Here is a 17,260-nt window from a genome sequence, read left to right on the forward strand (position 1 = left end):
CATCGCTGCCAGCAACTGGACGGCCGAAAGGCTGATCCAGCGCCTTGGGTCGTGTCCGGTGAACCAACGGTCCGCGGCGTTCATCTCTTGCGCAGCCCGGAAACGGCGTGATACCTCGCCCGCCGAGAACTCGTGATCGCGGAACCGCCAAATGTCAAAAGCAAAAGACGTCAAGAAAGTCGTGCTCGCCTATTCCGGCGGCCTCGACACATCGATCATCCTGAAATGGCTGCAGACCGAACTCGGCGCCGAAGTCGTCACCTTCACCGCCGATCTCGGCCAGGGCGGCGAACTCGAGCCGGCCCGCCGCAAGGCCGAGATGATGGGCATCAAGGATATCCGCGTCGTCGACGTGCGCGAGGAGTTCGTCTCCGATTTCGTCTTCCCGATGTTCCGCGCCAACGCCGTTTATGAAGGCACTTACCTGCTCGGCACCTCGATCGCGCGGCCGCTGATCTCCAAGCATCTGGTCGAGATCGCCAGGGAGACCGGCGCCGACGCGATTGCGCATGGCGCCACCGGCAAGGGCAACGACCAGGTTCGCTTCGAGCTATCGGCTTACGCGCTGAACCCCGACATCAAGGTCATCGCGCCATGGCGCGACTGGTCGTTCAAGTCGCGCACCGACCTGATCAATTTCGCCGAGCAGCACCAGATTCCGGTGCCGAAGGACAAGAAAGGCGACGCGCCGTTCTCGGTCGACGCCAACCTTCTGCATTCGTCCTCCGAGGGCAAGGTGCTGGAAGACCCGTGGAGCGAGCCGCCGGAATTCGTCCACCAGCGCACCGTTTCGCCAATGGATGCGCCGGACAAGGTCACCGAGATCGAGATCGAATTCCTCAAGGGCGACCCGATCGCACTGAACGGCAAGAAGCTGTCGCCGGCGACGATGCTGGCAGCGCTCAACGATCTCGGCCGCGACAATGGCATCGGCCGGCTCGACCTGGTCGAGAACCGCTTCGTCGGCATGAAATCGCGCGGCGTCTACGAGACGCCCGGCGGCACCATCCTGATATCGGCCCACCGCGCCATCGAATCGATCACGCTCGACCGTGGTGCCGCGCACCTGAAGGACGAGTTCATGCCGCGCTACGCCGAGCTGATCTACAACGGCTTCTGGTTTGCGCCCGAACGGCTGATGCTGCAGGCGATGATCGACAAGAGCCAGGAAGACGTCGAAGGCACGGTGCGCCTCAAGCTCTACAAGGGCAACGTCATGGTCACCGGCCGCAAGTCGAAGAAGACGCTCTATTCCGATGCACTGGTCACCTTCGAGGACGACCGCGGCGCCTACGACCAGAAGGACGCCGCCGGCTTCATCCGCCTCAATGCGCTAAGGCTGCGCACGCTGGCGGCACGCAGCCGCAAGAGCTGATGTTCAGTCTGTTTCGTCCCCGCGGGACCGATTGTCGAGGCCAGCGCCGCCCCTCATCGCCCTGCCGGGCACTTCTCCCCGTATAGGGACGGGGAGAAGGAGGCTGGCCGCAACCTTGGCGCCCGTCTTGCAACGCTGGCGATTGGCGAAACCGTCGATGAGAGCGCCCCTCTCCCCGTCACTATACGGGGAGAGGATGCCGGCAGGCAGGTGAGGGGCGGCACTGACGCCCGGCGACCTGCCAATTCAAACTGAAGCTATTGCCTTGGTTGGCCCGGCGCATGGCCGGGCTTTCTGCCGAACAGATATTTCTAACAGAGACTTCTATTCAATCGCCATCGATCGCCGTGGCGATGCGGGCGATGGCCTGTTGATAGACGCTGGCGGAATTCCAGCCGGCAATTGCGCCGATATTCGACTCCGCGCTCGCACCGGCCCGCCAGCCATGACCCTTGAGGAAGTTGGCGGTGGAAGCCAGCGCAGTCGCCTTGTCGCGCAGGTTTCCGCTGCCGACGCCATACTTCAAGACATTTCCGGGCAGGAACTGCGTGTGGCCGATCTCGCCATGCGCGGCGCCGACCGACGAGGCCGTCAACGCGCCGCGATCGACCAGCTTCAGGGCTGCAATGGCATGCGGGTAAAAGAACTCGGGGCGACGGCAATCATAGGCAAGCGTCAAAATGGCAGAAACCGTATTCTGGTTGCCCATGGCCGAACCGAAGCCGGTCTCCATTCCCCAGATGGCGAGCAGCACGCCTGGCGACACGCCATAGTTGCTTTCGATTTTGCTGAACAGTGCCGCGTTCGACTTTTTCAGCGCACGGCCTTTGGAAATGATCGCGGCGCCGCCACGGCGCTTCATGAAATCTTCCACCGAGCCGCTGAAAGCCTTGTGAATGCCGCGGTCGACCGAGATCGTCCTTGTTGCGTAGGTCGCGCCGGCCAAAGCGGCCAGACCCTTGGGGCCTACACCTTCGGCCCTGGCCTCCGCGGCGAACTCCGGCTTCCAGGCTTCGAAGCCGGCGCCAGTCTTGCCACAGCTGGCCGCCGCCTGTGCGCCCGTCGCCAGCGCAAGCACCGCCACCACTGCGGTCACAAAAATCCTACCCTTGGCAAGTAATGCCATGCTTTTCTCTCCTGATTGCCTGAATCACGTCCCGTTTGCGAATTTGCCAGCGAAACCCGCACTTGTCACTGTCTCTGCTGCAGTGCTGGCGAATGCCGGGGAATTTGCCTACGATCAAGTGAATATTGTGGCGGGGGCGAAATAGCCATGGAAGACGTTGATGTCGTGATCATCGGCGCCGGCTCGGCGGGTCTGGCCGCGGCCAGGACCTTGCAGGCAGCCGGCCTCTCCTTCAAGCTGCTCGAAGCGATGGGCCGCATCGGCGGCCGCGCATGGACCAGCGACCAGCATTTCGGCATTCCCTTCGACATCGGCTGCGCCTGGCTGCACGCCGCCGACCGCAACCCCTATTATCCAGAAGCCCAGGCGGCCGGCTGGACGCTGCATCACCACGACATGAATGTCGACCATCTCTATTATCGCAAGCGCAAGGCAAGCGAGGTCGAGGAGGCCGAGATGAAGGCGGCCGACGCGCGGCTGTTCGAATTGCTGGCCAAGCATGAGGTGAAGGAGGGCGACGACGACCGGCTTTCGGCGCTGCTCGCCAAGGGCCATGCGCCGCGCGCCGCGGCAACCTTCGCCGGGCCGATGGATTTCGGTGCCGACGAGGACGAGATTTCGATCCTCGACTTTCAGGCTGCCGCCGACCTCGACCCCAACTATTTCAGCAAGGAAGGCTTTGGCGCGCTGGTCGCCCGTTTCGGCGCCGACCTGCCGGTCGAATTGTCGACGCCGGTGCGCAGGATTCTCTGGGACGTGCCAGGCGTCGCCTGCGTCACCGATCGCGGCACCGTTCGTGCCAAAGCGGTCATCGTCACGGCCTCGCCGGCGGTGCTCGCCTTCGAGGAGATCGAATTCTCGCCCGCCCTTCCCGACACGCATTTTGGCGCCTTCTTCGACCTGCCGATGGGCATGCTGACCAAATTGCCGGTCGAGATCCGGGGCACGAGGCTCGGCCTGCAGCCCTTCGACGACCTTTTGATCGAGCGCATGGCCCGGCACGACATCTATTTCCCGTGCTTCCCGTTCGACCTCGACCTGATGGTCGGTTTCGTCGGCGGCGACTTCGCCTGGGAGATGTCGGCAGCGGGCGAGGCGGCGGGCATCGACTTCGTCGTCGACCGGCTGTGCGGCATTTTCGGTAGCGACACCCGCAAGCACGTGGCGCGCGCCATGATGACCAATTGGGGCGGCGAGCGCTTCGTGCGCGGCGCCTATGCGGCGGCCCGCCCCGGCCGGTCGCTGGCCCGTGCGACGCTGATGCAGCCGGTGGCGGAAAAAATCTTCTTCGCCGGAGACTCGCCGGTCCGCTGATCCAGACCTGCGGCGGGGCGCGGCTGTCGGGTGAAGCGGTGGCAAGACAGGTGGCGGCCCAGCTTGCGGCGAAATAGGGCATGATCCCGAACCGAAGGGCAGCGCCAGCGAAGCGGAATCCGGGTTTCGGGAAGATCATCGTCGAACAAACAGCCCGATCGATGTGGAACACCGGCCGGCGGTTCGCGTTGGGCACGGGCCGCCTTGCACCTATATGCTGGCTCTGAAGGTTTGAGACCAACATGAAACTCTTCGACTGCCCGCATTGCGGCCACCGTCTCTATTTCGAGAACGCCCAGTGCCTGAACTGCTCGAGCCTCGTGCTCTACGATCCCGAGCATGCGCGTTTTGCGCTGTCGGGTGTCGACGGCATCTTCCAGTGCACCAACGCCGATGAATGCGCCTGCAACTGGATGGCCGAGCCGGGGCAGGCTTTTTGCCGCGCCTGCGTGCTGAACCAACTGATCCCGGATCTGTCGGTGGACGGCAATCGCCGCCGCTGGATCCGCGTCGAGGCGGCGAAGAAGCGCGCCATCTATTCGCTGCTCGCCTTCGGACTGCCGGTCGCGCCCAAGCAGAACCCTGCGGACGAGGTCGGCCTTTCCTTCGACTTCCTCGCCGATCCGATCGGCGGCGGTCCCGGCGGCGAGCGCATCCTGACCGGCCACGACAATGGCCTGATCACGCTCAACGTCGCCGAGGCCGACTCGGCCGAGCGCGAAAGGCGGCGCATCGAGATGGGCGAGAACTATCGCACCTTGCTTGGCCATTTCCGCCACGAACTCGGCCACTACTACTGGGACCGCCTGATCCGCGACGATCCGCAGCGGCTGGAGGCCTTTCGCGCGCTGTTCGGCGACGAACGCGCCGACTACGAACAGGCGTTGAAGGCCTATTACGCCAACGGCGCGCCGCCCGACTGGCAGCAAAGCCACATCTCGGCCTATGCCACCTCACATCCGTGGGAGGACTGGGCGGAAACATGGGCCCACCATCTGCACATCACCGACACGTTGGAAATGGTCCATGCGCTGAACTTCCCGCTCGGCCGGCTTGAGACCGTGGAGGCCAACGACTTGCCGCAAGGCGACACCGGCGGCGGACTGCAGGCGGCGCCGTCGGAGCCCGCCGCGGTGCCAGAACCTTTCGAAAAGATCCTCGCCCGCTGGCTGGTGCTGTCGGAAGCCTCCAATTCGATCAACCGCTGCATGGGCCTGCCCGACCTCTACCCTTTCGTCATTTCAGACGTCACGGCGCGGAAATTGGCCTTCGTTCACGAACTTCTGACCGATTTGCCGAAGGCAAAGCGAACAAATCGTGAGCTGGCGCAGGCGTTTTAGCGGGAACGCATGCGCCACTGCCCCGTTTCGCTGGTGAGGGACCATGAAAACGGAGAGAAAACCATGAAATCCGTATTGTTTCCCGCAGTCGCCGGAATGCTGACGATGATGTCGGGCGCCGCGTTTGCCGACACCGCCGTATCCGCCGTCACCGACCTCAACGTGCGCGCCGGCCCCGGTCCGCAATATCCGGTGATCGGCGTGCTCGCCGCCGGTCAGTCGGCGACGCTCAATGGCTGTATCGAAAACAGCAAATGGTGCACCATCGCCGAAGCCGGCGGCCAGGGCTGGGTCTATTCCGACTATGTGACGGCTGATTTCGGCGGCAGCCGGGTAGTGCTGACGCGGCGGCCGCACGGTTCCAGCGTCGCGATCGTCTCGGCGCCGGACGGCTACTCGACCGACTACACCGGAGCGATCATCGCCAGCGATCCGCTCAATGATGTCTTTCCCCCGCCTCCGACCAAGGTTACAACCTATGTCGGCGCGCATCGCCTCGACCCCGTCTATCTCGATGGCGAGGTGGTGACCGGCGCGACCTTGCCCGACACCGTCGAGCTGCGCGAAATTCCGGACTACAACTATCGCTATGTCTATGTGAACGGCCAGCCGGCGCTGGTCGATCCGTCGACACGACGCATCATGTACGTGGTCCGTTGACGCTAGCGAGGTGACCGCTGCGAAGCGCAGCGGCGGTCGCCTCTCGCATGTCGCCAAGTCGAGCGGACATGATTGCGCGCGAGACGGCGATCTCCTAGATCATGCGACCTGAAGCACTTGCCCCCCGAAGCACTTGCCCAAGGATTTCGCGTGATCGACCCTGCCGCCTTCGAACGCTACCGGCATTCGCCGAACGCCAGGACGACCTTGCCGCGCCTGTTCCTGGGAGCGGCGATCGTCATCCTCCTCTGGGCCGCAACGACGGTGGCCGTGCTGTTGGGCGGCACCTATCTGTTCTTCACCTTGCAGGCATCGGCGGCTCCGTCAGCCAATGGAGCGATGCAGGACTTCCTCGCCTCGCCGATCGGTATCCTCACCGCGCTCGCGTCTTTTGCCGGCATCTGGATCGGCCTGTGGATCGCCATGCGCTGGGTGCATGGCGAGAAGTTGTCGGCACTGATTGGCGACAGCCGTCATGTATCGCGGTCGGGCTTCCTCAAGGGGCTGATCGCGGTGCTGATCACCTCGTTTCTGTCCGAAATCATGCTTTATCTCCTGCAGCCCGAGATTGCGCGCGGCCCGATCAGCCTGTCGTCCTGGCTGCTGTTCCTGATCCCGATCGTCACCCTCACCTTGCTGCAGACGTCTTCGGAAGAGGTGCTGTTTCGCGGCTATCTGCTGCGCGGTCTCGCCAGCCGGTTCATGAGCCCGTTCATCTGGGCGCTGCTGCCGGCCCTGCTGTTCACCTCGCTGCATTGGAGCAACAGCGCGTCGGCCGCCATCAACGCCTGCGTGCTGGCCTCGGTCGCCGCTTTCGCATTGCTTTTGACGCTTGTGGTCTATGCCACCGGCAATCTCGGGGCTGCGTTCGGCGCCCACCTGGGCAACAATCTGAGCGGCTTCCTGCTGATCTCGCACCAGCAGAGCTACAATTCCTTCGCCTTGTTCGTCGCCAAGCCGCTCGAAGGGCCCGGCTGGATGGTGTCGGATGCAATTCTCATTGCCCTGATCGGCATCGCCTGCAGCCTGCTGACGGTTGCGTTGCTGCTGCATCCACGCTCGGTCCTGAAGGTCACCGCCGATCGTTCGGAAGCGAGCGGCGCGAATTGATTCTGCTCGGCGCGACGCAATTGGCACCGGCGCCAACCAGGCCCTGTCTTGACTCTGCCGCCGATTTCCTGTCTACACGCCCCGAATTCCGCGACGAGTATCCCTCCGAGCAAGCCGACCAGGACGCCGAAGCCTCTTTGAGGTGAAGTGCTGTAAATCGATCCTGGAGGCCAACACCCGGCAGCGCTGAGCGCCCCCGGGTGCTTTTTGGTTTTGGCTTTTGCTTGGACACCTGGCGCGAACGCATTACCTCTCGGGTCGAATGAACCGAGATCAAAGGACGCAAGATGTTTGAATCGCTTCAGGAGCGCCTTGGCTCCATCCTGAACGGCCTGACCGGCCGCGGCGCGCTGTCGGAGGCTGATGTCTCGGCCGCGCTGCGCGAGGTGCGCCGCGCGCTGCTTGAAGCCGACGTGGCGCTGGAAGTGGTGCGCTCCTTCACCGACAAGGTGCGTGAGAAGGCCGTCGGCGCCGCCGTGGTCAAGTCGATCAAGCCCGGCCAGATGGTCGTCAAGATCGTCCATGACGAGCTGGTCGAGATGCTCGGCGCCGAGGGCGTCGCCATTGACCTCAACGCGCCGGCCCCGGTCGTCATCATGATGGTCGGCCTGCAGGGCTCCGGCAAGACGACCACGTCGGCCAAGATCGCCAAGCGCCTTTCCGAGCGCCAGAACAAGAAGGTTCTGATGGCCTCGCTGGACACGCGCCGCCCCGCCGCGCAGGAGCAGCTGCGCCAGCTCGGCGAGCAGGTCGAGGTCGCGACGCTGCCGATCATCGATGGCCAGTCGCCGGTCGACATCGCCCGGCGCGCCGTCCAGGCGGCCAAGCTCGGCGGCCATGACATTGTCATCCTCGACACCGCCGGCCGCACCCATATCGACGAGCCGCTGATGGTCGAGATGGCCGACATCAAGAAGGTGTCGAACCCGCACGAAATCCTGCTGGTCGCCGACTCGTTGACCGGCCAGGACGCCGTAAATCTGGCCAAGAGCTTCGACGAGCGTGTCGGCATCACCGGCCTGGTGCTGACCCGCATGGACGGCGATGGCCGTGGCGGTGCTGCCCTTTCCATGCGTGCCGTCACCGGCAAGCCGATCAAGCTGATCGGCACCGGCGAAAAGATGGACGGGCTGGAGGAATTCCACCCCAAGCGCATTGCCGACCGCATTCTCGGCATGGGCGACATCGTCTCGCTCGTCGAAAAGGCAGCCGAGAACATCGACGCCGAGCAAGCGGCGGCGATGGCCAAGAAGATGCAGTCGGGCAAGTTCGACCTGAACGACCTCGCCGGCCAGCTTCAGCAGATGTCGAAGATGGGCGGCATGGGCGGCATCATGGGCATGATGCCCGGCATGGGCAAGATGAAGGACCAGATGGCCGCCGCCGGTCTCGACGACAAGATGTTCGGCCGGCAGCTCGCCATCATCTCGTCGATGACCAAGGCCGAGCGCGCCAATCCCGATATCCTCAAGCATTCGCGCAAGAAGCGCATCGCCGCCGGTTCCGGCACCGACGCTGCCGAGATCAACAAGCTGTTGAAGATGCATCGCGGCATGGCCGACATGATGAAGGCGATGGGCGGCAAGGGCAAAGGCGGCGGCCTGATGCGCGGCATGATGGGCGGCCTTGCCTCCAAGATGGGCCTCGGCGGCATGATGCCGGGCATGGGCGGCCTGGGCGGCGGCATGCCCGACCTGTCGAAGATGGATCCCAAGCAGCTCGAAGCCTTGCAGAAGCAGGCGCAGGCGGCCGGCCTCGGCGGCATGAAGGGCCTGCCCGGTGGTCTTCCCGGCGGCGGCCTGCCCGGTCTGCCCGGCGGCATGAAGCTTCCGGGGCTTCCCGGCATGGGCGGCGGCGGCCTGCCCGGCCTTGGCAAGAAGAAGTGAGGACGCGATGAACGAAGAAAAGGACATGGCCGACGCACGCACCATCCTGGCCGACTATCGCGCCTCGATCGATAACATCGATGCCGCACTCATCCACATGCTGGCCGAGCGCTTCCGCTGCACCAAGGCGGTCGGCGTGCTGAAGGCGACGCATGGGCTGCCTCCGGCCGACCCGGCGCGCGAGCAGCAGCAGATCGCCCGCCTTCGCCAGCTGGCGAAGGATGCGCATCTCGACCCGGATTTCGCGGAGAAATTCCTCAACTTCGTCGTCCGCGAAGTGATCAGACATCACGAACAGATCGCCGCTTCCAACGGCGTGACCAAAACCAACTGAAACCCAACGAAATCAGAATTTTTTAGGAGAAAAGAAATGCCCTTGAAGATCCGACTGGCCCGCGCGGGCTCGAAGAAGCGTCCTTACTACCACGTTGTCGTCGCCGACGCCCGTTCGCCGCGCGACGGCCGTTTCATCGAGTCGCTCGGCTCGTGGAACCCGCTGCTGCCCAAGGACGGTGAGCGCGTCAAGGTCGACGCCGACCGCGTCAAGCACTGGCTGTCGCACGGCGCCCAGCCGACCGACCGCGTGCTGCGCTTCCTCGACGAGGCCGGCATTGCCAAGCGCGACGCTCGCTCCAACCCGAAGAAGGCCGAGCCGGGCAAGAAGGCTCAGGAACGCGCAGCCTTGCTGAAGAAGGCGCAGGAAGACGCAGCCGCTGCTGTCGCGGCTGCCGCTGCCGCACCGGCCGAGGCGGAAGCCGCCACCGCCGAATAACATTGCCGTATCGCATTCACGAAAACGGCGGGCCTGTGCCCGCCGTTTTTGTTTGAACGCTGCCGCCCAAGTCTATTTTTCGCCAAGGCGCTTCAGATTGGCGAGACCAGCCTCGAAATCCTTGCCGATCAGCGTATCGAAGTTCATGACCAGGCCCATCAGCTTGGCGATGAAGGGCCGGCTGCCACGCATCGCCCAGCTGACGGTGGTGTTGTCGCCGGACGGCGTCAGGGTGAAATCGACGCTGTTGTTGGCCCTGAACGGCTTCTCGAAATCGAGCTTGAGCGACACCAGCGAGGACGGCACCGTATTCGTGATCTCCATGCGTCCCTTGCCGGCCTTGGCATTGCCTTCCCAGGCATAGGCCGCGCCCTTGCCGCTTGTCGGGCCGGAGAGCGTGCGCTTCATCTGCGGGTCGAGTTTTTCGTAAGGCGACCATGTCGGCCAGCGGCTGAAATCGTTGATCAGCGGAAAGATCGCTTCCGGCGGGGCCTTGATGTTGGCCGTGCGGGTGGTGACGAAATCGTTCGGCCGTGTCGCCGCATAGATGAGCACGGCGGCGATGATGATTAGCAGGATAGCGAGGATGGTGCTGAACATTTTTCTCTCCTTGGTGCTTATCGGCTGAACGGGATCAGTGCCCGCACCCGGGGGTCGCGCAGGTACAGGCCACCCCACAGGATGAGGCCGAGATAGACGCCGAACAGCGTGTGCGAGAACAGCGGGTTGTCGACACGCACATTGGTAGCGATGGCGCCGCCCATATAGGCGGTGAGCAGGATGGCGCCGAGCACCGAGGTGCGCGGCAAGGCGTAGAGCGCGGTCGAGATCAAACCGATGACGCCGAGCATGCGCGCTACATTTGCGTCTGCCGGCCAGCCGAGCGGCACCATCGTCTGGGTGACGATGTCGAGCGGCGGCAATTTGATGACGCCGTCGAAGATCATGAACAGCACGATGACGCCGCTGAGCGCGCGGCCGGTCCATAGGGCGCCCGCCGAGACGGGCGCGGTTTCGGAAATGCTCATGGTGTTCCCTCCTTGGTGTTTCGAGCCCTTTTCACTGGAGTCGAAACAAGGACGCGGCATGAGGCCGTGATCCGACAGGGGGCGGATTCTTTTTGGCGCGGTGACGGCAAAGCCGTTCTGTCGCGATCCTTCGCCAACGTTCGCGCTTCCACATCGTGGCGGCCGACAGAACCCTGTGTCGAGCACCTACGAAAAATAAAACTTCTCGGCCGGCAGCATTTTCGGCGGCGTTTCGCCTAGCGCTTCGAACACCGAGATTTCGCAGACGCGGCAGAGGCCGTCGAGCGCGAGGTCGTTGGCCTCGGTGCCGAACGGATCCTCGAGTTCTTCCGAGAGCGCGTCGAGGCCGAAGAAGGTGTAGGCGATCAGCGCCGTGAACAGCGGCGTTGCCCAGCCGGTGGTCGAGATCAGCCCGATGGGCAGAAGCAGGCAGACGATGTAGGCCGTGCGATGCACCAAAAGCGTATAGGCGAAGGGCAAGGGCGTGCCGGCGATGCGTTCGCAACCAGCCTGGATCGCGGTGATCGATGCCAGCCTTTCATCGAGGATGCGGAAACCGATCGGATCGACCTCACCGGCCCGGCGCTGCGCGTTGGCGCGCCGGCCCATGCGCCTTACCATCTCGTCCGCCGGGTTGGCGAAGTTCGCGGCCGTGTCGGCCTCGGCAGCAATGAAGGCGCGGGCATCCTTCATGCTGTCGATCTTGCGCAATTGCCCGCGCAGGAAATGACAGAAGGCGAGCGCCTCCATTAGCAGTGCGCGCTGTTCGGCCGGATCGGCGATGAGGCTGGTGGTGGCGCGCGCCAGATTGCGGATTTCGAAGACCAGCGTGCCCCGCAATTTGCGCGCCTCCCACCAACGGTCGTAGGCGGCGTTGTTGCGGAACGACAGATAGATCGACAGCGTGACGGCGACCAGTCCGAAAGGCGTGATGTTGAAGACGCTGAAATCGAGATGGAACTGGCGCGCCACGGCAAGAATGACCGCGGAATAAACCGCAAAACCCAGGATCTGTGGCAGGATGCGTGGCACCACCGAACCGCGCATGACGAAGAACAGCTGCAGGAAGGTGGGGCGCGGGCGAACGATCATCGAAGGACCTTTTCACGGACCGGTGTCGGCCCTCAGCTTCTCTATTGTGCGAGGCTACAGGCCGGCAAGCTCAGCCGTCAGCGACATCGCCATGTCGTGCGTGCAGCCGTGCCAGCACACTATCGGCATGCTTCGGCGACAGATATTGAAGAGCCGGCATCCTGCATCAGTCGAGAGAGGAAAAATGGCCGGCGAGACCGATCTGAAGACGCTGCTGGCATCGATGACGCCGGAACTGCTTGCCGGCACCTACGTCTTCGCCACGCTGGCGCCTGGCGTTGCCCAGCCGCAGGGCCTCGAACCGGTGATGATCTTTCGCGAGCGCGAGGGCGTGACGCTGATCGTGCCTGAGGGCGCGGCAAGCGCTGCGGGGCTGACGGCTGCGTTCCGCTGCCGGATGGTGACGCTGAACATCCATTCGTCGCTGGAAGCCGTCGGCTTCCTCGCCGCCATCACCACGCGGCTCGCCGCCGCCGGCATGGGCGTCAACCCTGTCTCGGCTTTCTACCACGACCATCTGTTCGTCCCCGCCGACCGGGCGGAGGAGGCGCTGGATTTGCTGCACCAGTTGGCCGAGGACAGCGCCGGCTGAAATTTTGACATAATTGCGTAAATCGCGTAAATTGCGACAAATGCGTAAATGTCGCGAATTTAGGATGAGCCATCATGCGCGAAGTTCCCACCACAGAATTCACCCGCAATTTCGGACGCTACCGCGAAATCGTGCAGCGTGAGCCGCTAGCCGTGATGAGCCATGGGCGGCCAACCGGCTATTTCGTTTCGGCTGTCGAATATGAAGAACTGCAGCGCTACAAAAACCTGGCCCGGCAATCGTTTGCGACCAGGGATCTGCCGCGCGAGGACGTGGAGGCTATCGCCGGCGGCCGCATGTCTCCGGAACACGACCATCTCAATGCCTTGATGGATACCAAGTAAGGCATGCCGCTTCCCGATCCGCAGCTTGGCCTCGTGATCTCCTACGCGTATCTGTGGCATCATGAGCATCAAGCCGGACAGGATGAAGGTCGGAAGGATCGCCCTTGCGTGATCGTGCTGGCTGTCGAGCGCGGTGCCGACGGCCTGATCGTAACGGTAGTGCCTATAACACATGTGCAGCCGGCCGACCTGTCGCTGGCGATAGAGTTGCCGCCTGCCGTCAAACGCCACTTGGGTCTGGATGGCGAGCGCTCATGGGTGATGCTTCACGAAGGCAATCGCTTCGCGTGGCCGGGCTACGATCTTCGTCCGGTGCCGCGCTCCACCGATCGCTACGACTACGGCCTGCTGCCCCCGCGGCTGTTCTCATCGATGGTAGAGCGGTTCAAGACCATTTGGGAAGCTGGGCGAGGTCTTCAGGTGCCGCGCGACTGATTCATTGCGGCTGCCCGAGCCTACGCGAGGCTAACGCCTGCGGACAAAGAGGATGTCGGGCAGGCCTTCCTCGTTGTTGGTGCCGTCGCCAAAGCCCTCGGCAATGAAGCCATGGCGCTCATAGAAGCGCCGGGCGCCGGTGTTGGCCTGGAAGCAATGCAGCCTGACCACGGGCAGGGCAGCGGTCGTGTCGATCAGCAACTGGCTGCCGATGCCTTGTCCCGTCCAGGCCGGATCGAGATAGAGCTGCTCCACCCATTCACCACTGACGGCAATGAAGCCGACAATGACCTTGCCGGCCTCAGCGACCGTCACCTGCTGCCGTGGCAGCACGACATCGCGGATGAAGCCAAGGTCCTCGTCCGGCGGTGGATGACCGGCATCCAGTCGAACGAGTTGAGCGCCGCCCGCATGACCTTTGCGATGGTACCTGCATCCGGGTTGATTGCCGGACGCAGCGCGATATCAGCAGGCCGAGTACCGCTCATGAGGTGAGCTCAATCCAAAGGGCAGGTCCGCGCTTTCCCTTCTCCACTTGTGGAGAAGGTGGCCGAGCGAAGCGAGGTCGGATGAGGGGTGTTACAGCTGGCAAAGATGGCGACCCGTCCAGCACCCCTCAACCGTCTCGGCGCTGCGCGCCGATCCACCTTCTCCCACAAGGGGAGAAGGAAAGGGCGCCCCAAGCCCGCGACCGCGGGCCGCCGGCTTTCCGGCGCGCCCGCGCAGGGCCCGCCGCGTCAGCGGCGGTGCGGCCCGTAAGCGAGAATCAAGCCGCCTTCTTCTTCGGCTGGATCAGGCCGCGCTCGACCAGCAGCTCTGCGATCTGCACCGCGTTGAGCGCCGCGCCCTTGCGCAGATTGTCCGCGACGATCCACATCGACAGACCGTTGTCGATGGTCGAATCCTCGCGGATGCGCGAGATGAAGGTGGCGTCCTCGCCGGCCGATTCCAGCGGGGTGATGTAGCCGCCGTCCTCGCGCTTGTCCAAGACCTGGCAACCCGGCGCCTCGCGCAGGATATCGCGCGCCTCGTCTGCGGTGATCGGCTTTTCGAACTCGATGTTGACCGCTTCCGAATGGCCGATGAACACCGGCACGCGCACGCAGGTCGCCGTCAGCTTGATCTTGGGGTCGAGCATCTTCTTTGTCTCGGCCACCATTTTCCACTCTTCCTTGGTGAAGCCGTCGTCGAGGAAGACGTCGATATGCGGAATGACGTTGAAGGCGATGCGCTTGGTGAACTTCTTGACGTCGACCTGGTCGGCGACGAACACGGCGCGGGTCTGCGTGAACAGCTCGTCCATGCCTTCCTTGCCGGCGCCCGACACCGACTGGTAGGTGGCGACGACGACGCGCTTGATGGTGGCGAAATCATGCAGCGGCTTCAGCGCCACCACCAGCTGCGCCGTCGAGCAGTTCGGGTTGGCGATGATGTTCTTGCGCGTGAACAGCGAGATCGCGTCCGGGTTTACTTCCGGGACGATCAGCGGCACGTCCTGGTCGTAGCGGAAGGCCGACGAATTATCGATGACGACGCAGCCCTGCTTGCCGATCTTCGGCGACCATTCCTTGGAGACGTTGCCGCCGGCCGACATGATGCAGATGTCGGTGTCGGAAAAATCATACTGTTCGAGCGCTCTGACCTTCAGCGTGCGGTCGCCGAACGACACTTCGGTGCCCTGGCTGCGCCGCGAGGCCAGCGCCACAACTTCGCTCACTGGAAAGCCGCGCTCTTCCAGTATGTTGAGCATTTCCCGGCCCACATTGCCCGTGGCGCCGACGATCGCAACCTTGAAACTCATAAAGATCTCCTGTCCCTCTCCGCTCGGTTTTTGGAGAAAACCCGCCGGCCGAAGCGGGTTCCGTCCCCCGGGCCGGACCCGGGAGAGGGTGGTTAGGCCAAGGGAATCACACCGTTTTGGTGGTGGTTTTGGCCATGGTTTTGCTGGAACGAGAAGACGCGACAACGCGCCCGGCCCAACGATGTGCATTGTGGCCAGGGAAATCGAATGCAAGAACCGCCATCAAAAGGCCGCGCATCGAAACTGTCCTGTTCGGTGCCGGCTTTTACGCGGTTTGCGTCAAGAGTCAATTGCCGAGCGACGGGCGCTTTCCCACGTGCCCTGTACAATGGCGGCTGCGCGAAGTACGAACGGCTGGATCGTTCGGCTCGTGGCGCTGTCAGATGGCGCTCGCCGACGGATGACCCATTGCCGGGCATAAAAGAATCCGAATTCCGAAAGAGTGAGATGTCCAACTTCGAAGCTATTGTTCCAGCGCTTGCCAAGGCGCTGGAAAAACGCGGCTATTCCGAACTGACGCCGGTGCAGAAGGCGGTCCTGGCGCCCGAACTGGGGCAGGCCGATGCGCTGGTGTCGGCGCAGACCGGCTCCGGCAAGACGGTGGCCTTCGGCCTCGCCTTGGCGCCGACCCTGCTGGGCGACGCGGAGCGCTTTGCCCAGGCCGCGGCGCCGCTGGCGCTGGCGGTGGCGCCGACACGCGAGCTGGCCTTGCAGGTGACGCGCGAGCTGGAGTGGCTCTACGAGCTGACCGGCGCCACGGTGGCGTCCTGCGTCGGCGGCATGGACATGCGCACCGAGCGGCGGGCGCTGGAGCGCGGCGCCCACATCGTCGTCGGCACGCCCGGCCGCCTGCGCGACCACATCACGCGGCACTCGCTCGACATGTCGGCGCTCAAGGCCGTGGTGCTCGACGAAGCCGACGAGATGCTCGATCTCGGCTTTCGCGAAGACCTCGAATTCATCCTCGACGCCGCACCGGCCGAGCGCCGGACGCTGATGTTCTCGGCCACCGTGCCGCGCTCCATCGCCACGCTCGCCCAGGGCTACCAGCGCGATGCCGTGCGCATCTCGGCCGCTGGCGAGGAAAAGCAGCATCTCGACATCGAATACCGGGCGCTGAGCGTTGCCCAGGCCGACCGCGAGAACGCCATCATCAACGTGCTGCGTTTCTATGAGGCCAAGAACGCGCTGGTGTTCTGCAACACCCGCGCCGCTGTCAACCATCTCACCGCGCGCTTCAACAACCGCAACTTTTCCGTCGTCGCACTCTCGGGCGAACTCAGCCAGAACGAGCGCAGCCATGCGCTGCAGGCAATGCGTGACGGCCGCGCCAAGGTCTGCATCGCCACCGACGTCGCGGCGCGCGGCATCGACCTGCCCAATCTCGAACTGGTGATCCACGCCGACCTGCCGACCAACCCGGAAACGCTGCTGCACCGCAGCGGCCGCACCGGACGCGCCGGCCGCAAGGGCGTCAGCGCGCTGATCGTGCCCAACAGCGCCCGCAAGCGCACCGAACGGCTGTTGCAGAACGCCGGGCTCAAGGCGACATGGGCCAGCCCGCCTTCGGCCGACGACGTGCTGCGCCGCGACGATGAGCGCATCCTTGCCGACCCTGCCTTCAGCGAGCCTGTGAAGGATGAGGAACGCGGCTTCATCGGCGAGCTTCTCGACAAGCATGGCGCCGAACAGGTGGCCGCCGCCTTCGTGCGCCTGTGCCGTTCCAGCCGCTCGGCGCCCGAGGATCTCATGGAGATCGCACCGTTCACGCCGTCGCGTGAAAAACAGGCGGGCGAAAACTTCGCACGCCGGGACGAGGCGCCCAGCCGCCGCGAGGATTTCGGCGCCAGCGTCTGGTTCTCGCTGTCGATCGGACGCCGGCAGAATGCCGAGCCGCGCTGGCTGATTCCGATGCTGTGCCGTGCCGGAAGCATCAGCAAGCGCGAGATCGGCGCCATCAAGATGCAGCCCGAAGAGACCTTCGTGCAGATCGCGGCGGATTGGGCCGACCGCTTCCTGGCGGCGATCGGTCCCGACCGCAAATTGCAGAACAACATCGTCGTGAAGCGGCTCGACGGCACGCCCGACCTGTCGCGGGCCGGCTATCAGCCGCCAAGCCCGGACAAGAAACCACATCGCGGCAAGGCGCCTTTCGACCCGAACGCGCCGAAGCGCAAATTCGAGAAGCGTGCACCGGCACCGACATCGGCTGATCAGCGCCCCGCCGCATTCGAGGCAAAGCCGTGGGCCAAAAAGCCGGGCAAGCCGAAGTTCGAAAACACTGGCGCGCCGAAGCACAAAAAGGCCAAGAAGCGTCCCTCGTAAGACCTGGGGGCCGGCTTCACCTGCCCGCAAGACGTCGGGCTGCATCCTAATGCGGCCTTG

19 protein-coding genes are annotated in these 17,260 nt (G+C 64.0%); 12 read left to right on the top strand and 7 right to left on the bottom strand.

From position 1 onward, the window contains the following. Positions 1-151: 151 nt before the first annotated feature. Positions 152-1,375 carry an argininosuccinate synthase gene (locus HNQ71_RS11195; RefSeq protein ID WP_184872640.1) on the top strand — a complete coding sequence of 408 codons (1,224 nt, stop codon included), beginning with the start codon at positions 152-154 and terminating at the stop codon, positions 1,373-1,375. Between the two features lie 328 nt (positions 1,376-1,703). Here the strand turns inward: HNQ71_RS11195 and HNQ71_RS11200 are convergent, their stop codons facing one another. Then, a complete protein-coding gene (locus HNQ71_RS11200) occupies positions 1,704-2,501 on the bottom strand; it encodes a lytic murein transglycosylase (RefSeq protein WP_184872641.1) in 798 nt (265 codons plus the stop codon). A gap of 147 nt (positions 2,502-2,648) precedes the next feature. On the opposite strand from HNQ71_RS11200, the gene HNQ71_RS11205 reads away from it, so the two are divergent. The 7 genes from HNQ71_RS11205 to rpsP all read left to right on the top strand — a co-directional run bounded on the left by HNQ71_RS11205 (position 2,649) and on the right by rpsP (position 9,583). After that, positions 2,649-3,815 carry a flavin monoamine oxidase family protein gene (locus HNQ71_RS11205; RefSeq protein ID WP_246461462.1) on the top strand — a complete coding sequence of 389 codons (1,167 nt, stop codon included), beginning with the start codon at positions 2,649-2,651 and terminating at the stop codon, positions 3,813-3,815. A 242-nt stretch (positions 3,816-4,057) separates the two neighbouring features. Continuing rightward, positions 4,058-5,155 carry a zinc-binding metallopeptidase family protein gene (locus HNQ71_RS11210; RefSeq protein WP_184872642.1) on the top strand — a complete coding sequence of 366 codons (1,098 nt, stop codon included), beginning with the start codon at positions 4,058-4,060 and terminating at the stop codon, positions 5,153-5,155. A 63-nt stretch (positions 5,156-5,218) separates the two neighbouring features. After that, positions 5,219-5,815: a DUF1236 domain-containing protein gene (locus HNQ71_RS11215; RefSeq protein WP_184872643.1), complete on the top strand. Its 597-nt coding sequence runs from the start codon at positions 5,219-5,221 to the stop codon at positions 5,813-5,815. A 150-nt stretch (positions 5,816-5,965) separates the two neighbouring features. Then, on the top strand, positions 5,966-6,925 hold the full coding sequence (locus HNQ71_RS11220) for a CPBP family intramembrane glutamic endopeptidase (RefSeq protein WP_343068139.1): 960 nt from the start codon (positions 5,966-5,968) through the stop codon (positions 6,923-6,925). A 287-nt stretch (positions 6,926-7,212) separates the two neighbouring features. Next, positions 7,213-8,811, top strand: coding sequence for a signal recognition particle protein (ffh, locus tag HNQ71_RS11225; protein ID WP_184872645.1), 1,599 nt, complete (start codon positions 7,213-7,215; stop codon positions 8,809-8,811). A gap of 7 nt (positions 8,812-8,818) precedes the next feature. Continuing rightward, positions 8,819-9,145: a chorismate mutase gene (locus HNQ71_RS11230; RefSeq protein ID WP_056585656.1), complete on the top strand. Its 327-nt coding sequence runs from the start codon at positions 8,819-8,821 to the stop codon at positions 9,143-9,145. Positions 9,146-9,181: 36 nt separating this feature from the next. Continuing rightward, positions 9,182-9,583, top strand: a complete 402-nt coding sequence (gene rpsP / locus HNQ71_RS11235) for a 30S ribosomal protein S16 (protein ID WP_184872646.1) — start codon at positions 9,182-9,184, stop codon at positions 9,581-9,583. A 72-nt stretch (positions 9,584-9,655) separates the two neighbouring features. On the opposite strand, the gene HNQ71_RS11240 is transcribed toward rpsP, so the two are convergent. The 3 genes from HNQ71_RS11240 to HNQ71_RS11250 form a co-directional block, all read right to left on the bottom strand. After that, positions 9,656-10,183, bottom strand: a complete 528-nt coding sequence (locus HNQ71_RS11240; RefSeq protein WP_184872647.1) for an SRPBCC family protein — start codon at positions 10,181-10,183, stop codon at positions 9,656-9,658. 17 nt (positions 10,184-10,200) lie between these two features. Beyond that, a complete protein-coding gene (locus HNQ71_RS11245) occupies positions 10,201-10,611 on the bottom strand; it encodes a DoxX family protein (protein ID WP_184872648.1) in 411 nt (136 codons plus the stop codon). A 186-nt stretch (positions 10,612-10,797) separates the two neighbouring features. Next, positions 10,798-11,703 (bottom strand): bestrophin family protein, encoded by a 906-nt coding sequence (locus HNQ71_RS11250; RefSeq protein WP_184872649.1) that lies wholly within the window; start codon positions 11,701-11,703, stop codon positions 10,798-10,800. A 184-nt stretch (positions 11,704-11,887) separates the two neighbouring features. On the opposite strand from HNQ71_RS11250, the gene HNQ71_RS11255 reads away from it, so the two are divergent. The 3 genes from HNQ71_RS11255 to HNQ71_RS11265 all read left to right on the top strand — a co-directional run bounded on the left by HNQ71_RS11255 (position 11,888) and on the right by HNQ71_RS11265 (position 13,074). After that, positions 11,888-12,295, top strand: coding sequence for an ACT domain-containing protein (locus HNQ71_RS11255; RefSeq protein ID WP_184872650.1), 408 nt, complete (start codon positions 11,888-11,890; stop codon positions 12,293-12,295). A 74-nt stretch (positions 12,296-12,369) separates the two neighbouring features. Beyond that, positions 12,370-12,639 carry a type II toxin-antitoxin system Phd/YefM family antitoxin gene (locus HNQ71_RS11260; RefSeq protein WP_184872651.1) on the top strand — a complete coding sequence of 90 codons (270 nt, stop codon included), beginning with the start codon at positions 12,370-12,372 and terminating at the stop codon, positions 12,637-12,639. Between the two features lie 3 nt (positions 12,640-12,642). Next, positions 12,643-13,074, top strand: coding sequence for a type II toxin-antitoxin system PemK/MazF family toxin (locus HNQ71_RS11265; protein ID WP_184872652.1), 432 nt, complete (start codon positions 12,643-12,645; stop codon positions 13,072-13,074). A gap of 30 nt (positions 13,075-13,104) precedes the next feature. On the opposite strand, the gene HNQ71_RS11270 is transcribed toward HNQ71_RS11265, so the two are convergent. From HNQ71_RS11270 to HNQ71_RS35490, 3 genes are all read right to left on the bottom strand, one after another. Next, a complete protein-coding gene (locus HNQ71_RS11270; RefSeq protein WP_343068141.1) occupies positions 13,105-13,407 on the bottom strand; it encodes a GNAT family N-acetyltransferase in 303 nt (100 codons plus the stop codon). Between the two features lie 433 nt (positions 13,408-13,840). Then, positions 13,841-14,875, bottom strand: coding sequence for an aspartate-semialdehyde dehydrogenase (locus HNQ71_RS11275; RefSeq protein WP_184872653.1), 1,035 nt, complete (start codon positions 14,873-14,875; stop codon positions 13,841-13,843). 106 nt (positions 14,876-14,981) lie between these two features. Continuing rightward, positions 14,982-15,113, bottom strand: coding sequence for a hypothetical protein (locus tag HNQ71_RS35490; RefSeq protein ID WP_281391377.1), 132 nt, complete (start codon positions 15,111-15,113; stop codon positions 14,982-14,984). Between the two features lie 209 nt (positions 15,114-15,322). Here HNQ71_RS35490 and HNQ71_RS11280 point away from each other — a divergent pair, with 209 nt between their 5' ends. Next, positions 15,323-17,200: a DEAD/DEAH box helicase gene (locus HNQ71_RS11280; protein WP_184872654.1), complete on the top strand. Its 1,878-nt coding sequence runs from the start codon at positions 15,323-15,325 to the stop codon at positions 17,198-17,200. Positions 17,201-17,260 lie beyond the last annotated feature (60 nt).

The organism is Mesorhizobium sangaii, from assembly GCF_014207355.1.
Classification (GTDB): Bacteria; Pseudomonadota; Alphaproteobacteria; order Rhizobiales; family Rhizobiaceae; genus Mesorhizobium; species Mesorhizobium sangaii.

What these genes read in the sequence shown, in the direction of transcription:
- HNQ71_RS11195 (WP_184872640.1), top strand. Translation starts at nt 152, where the DNA reads ATGTCAAAAGCAAAAGACGTCAAGAAAGTCGTGCTCGCCTATTCCGGC.
- HNQ71_RS11200 (WP_184872641.1), bottom strand. Translation starts at nt 2,501, where the DNA reads ATGGCATTACTTGCCAAGGGTAGGATTTTTGTGACCGCAGTGGTGGCG.
- HNQ71_RS11205 (WP_246461462.1), top strand. Translation starts at nt 2,649, where the DNA reads ATGGAAGACGTTGATGTCGTGATCATCGGCGCCGGCTCGGCGGGTCTG.
- HNQ71_RS11210 (WP_184872642.1), top strand. Translation starts at nt 4,058, where the DNA reads ATGAAACTCTTCGACTGCCCGCATTGCGGCCACCGTCTCTATTTCGAG.
- HNQ71_RS11215 (WP_184872643.1), top strand. Translation starts at nt 5,219, where the DNA reads ATGAAATCCGTATTGTTTCCCGCAGTCGCCGGAATGCTGACGATGATG.
- ffh (WP_184872645.1), top strand. Translation starts at nt 7,213, where the DNA reads ATGTTTGAATCGCTTCAGGAGCGCCTTGGCTCCATCCTGAACGGCCTG.
- HNQ71_RS11230 (WP_056585656.1), top strand. Translation starts at nt 8,819, where the DNA reads ATGAACGAAGAAAAGGACATGGCCGACGCACGCACCATCCTGGCCGAC.
- rpsP (WP_184872646.1), top strand. Translation starts at nt 9,182, where the DNA reads ATGCCCTTGAAGATCCGACTGGCCCGCGCGGGCTCGAAGAAGCGTCCT.
- HNQ71_RS11240 (WP_184872647.1), bottom strand. Translation starts at nt 10,183, where the DNA reads ATGTTCAGCACCATCCTCGCTATCCTGCTAATCATCATCGCCGCCGTG.
- HNQ71_RS11245 (WP_184872648.1), bottom strand. Translation starts at nt 10,611, where the DNA reads ATGAGCATTTCCGAAACCGCGCCCGTCTCGGCGGGCGCCCTATGGACC.
- HNQ71_RS11250 (WP_184872649.1), bottom strand. Translation starts at nt 11,703, where the DNA reads ATGATCGTTCGCCCGCGCCCCACCTTCCTGCAGCTGTTCTTCGTCATG.
- HNQ71_RS11255 (WP_184872650.1), top strand. Translation starts at nt 11,888, where the DNA reads ATGGCCGGCGAGACCGATCTGAAGACGCTGCTGGCATCGATGACGCCG.
- HNQ71_RS11260 (WP_184872651.1), top strand. Translation starts at nt 12,370, where the DNA reads ATGCGCGAAGTTCCCACCACAGAATTCACCCGCAATTTCGGACGCTAC.
- HNQ71_RS11265 (WP_184872652.1), top strand. Translation starts at nt 12,643, where the DNA reads ATGCCGCTTCCCGATCCGCAGCTTGGCCTCGTGATCTCCTACGCGTAT.
- HNQ71_RS11275 (WP_184872653.1), bottom strand. Translation starts at nt 14,875, where the DNA reads ATGAGTTTCAAGGTTGCGATCGTCGGCGCCACGGGCAATGTGGGCCGG.
- HNQ71_RS35490 (WP_281391377.1), bottom strand. Translation starts at nt 15,113, where the DNA reads ATGCGCGGCCTTTTGATGGCGGTTCTTGCATTCGATTTCCCTGGCCAC.
- HNQ71_RS11280 (WP_184872654.1), top strand. Translation starts at nt 15,323, where the DNA reads ATGTCCAACTTCGAAGCTATTGTTCCAGCGCTTGCCAAGGCGCTGGAA.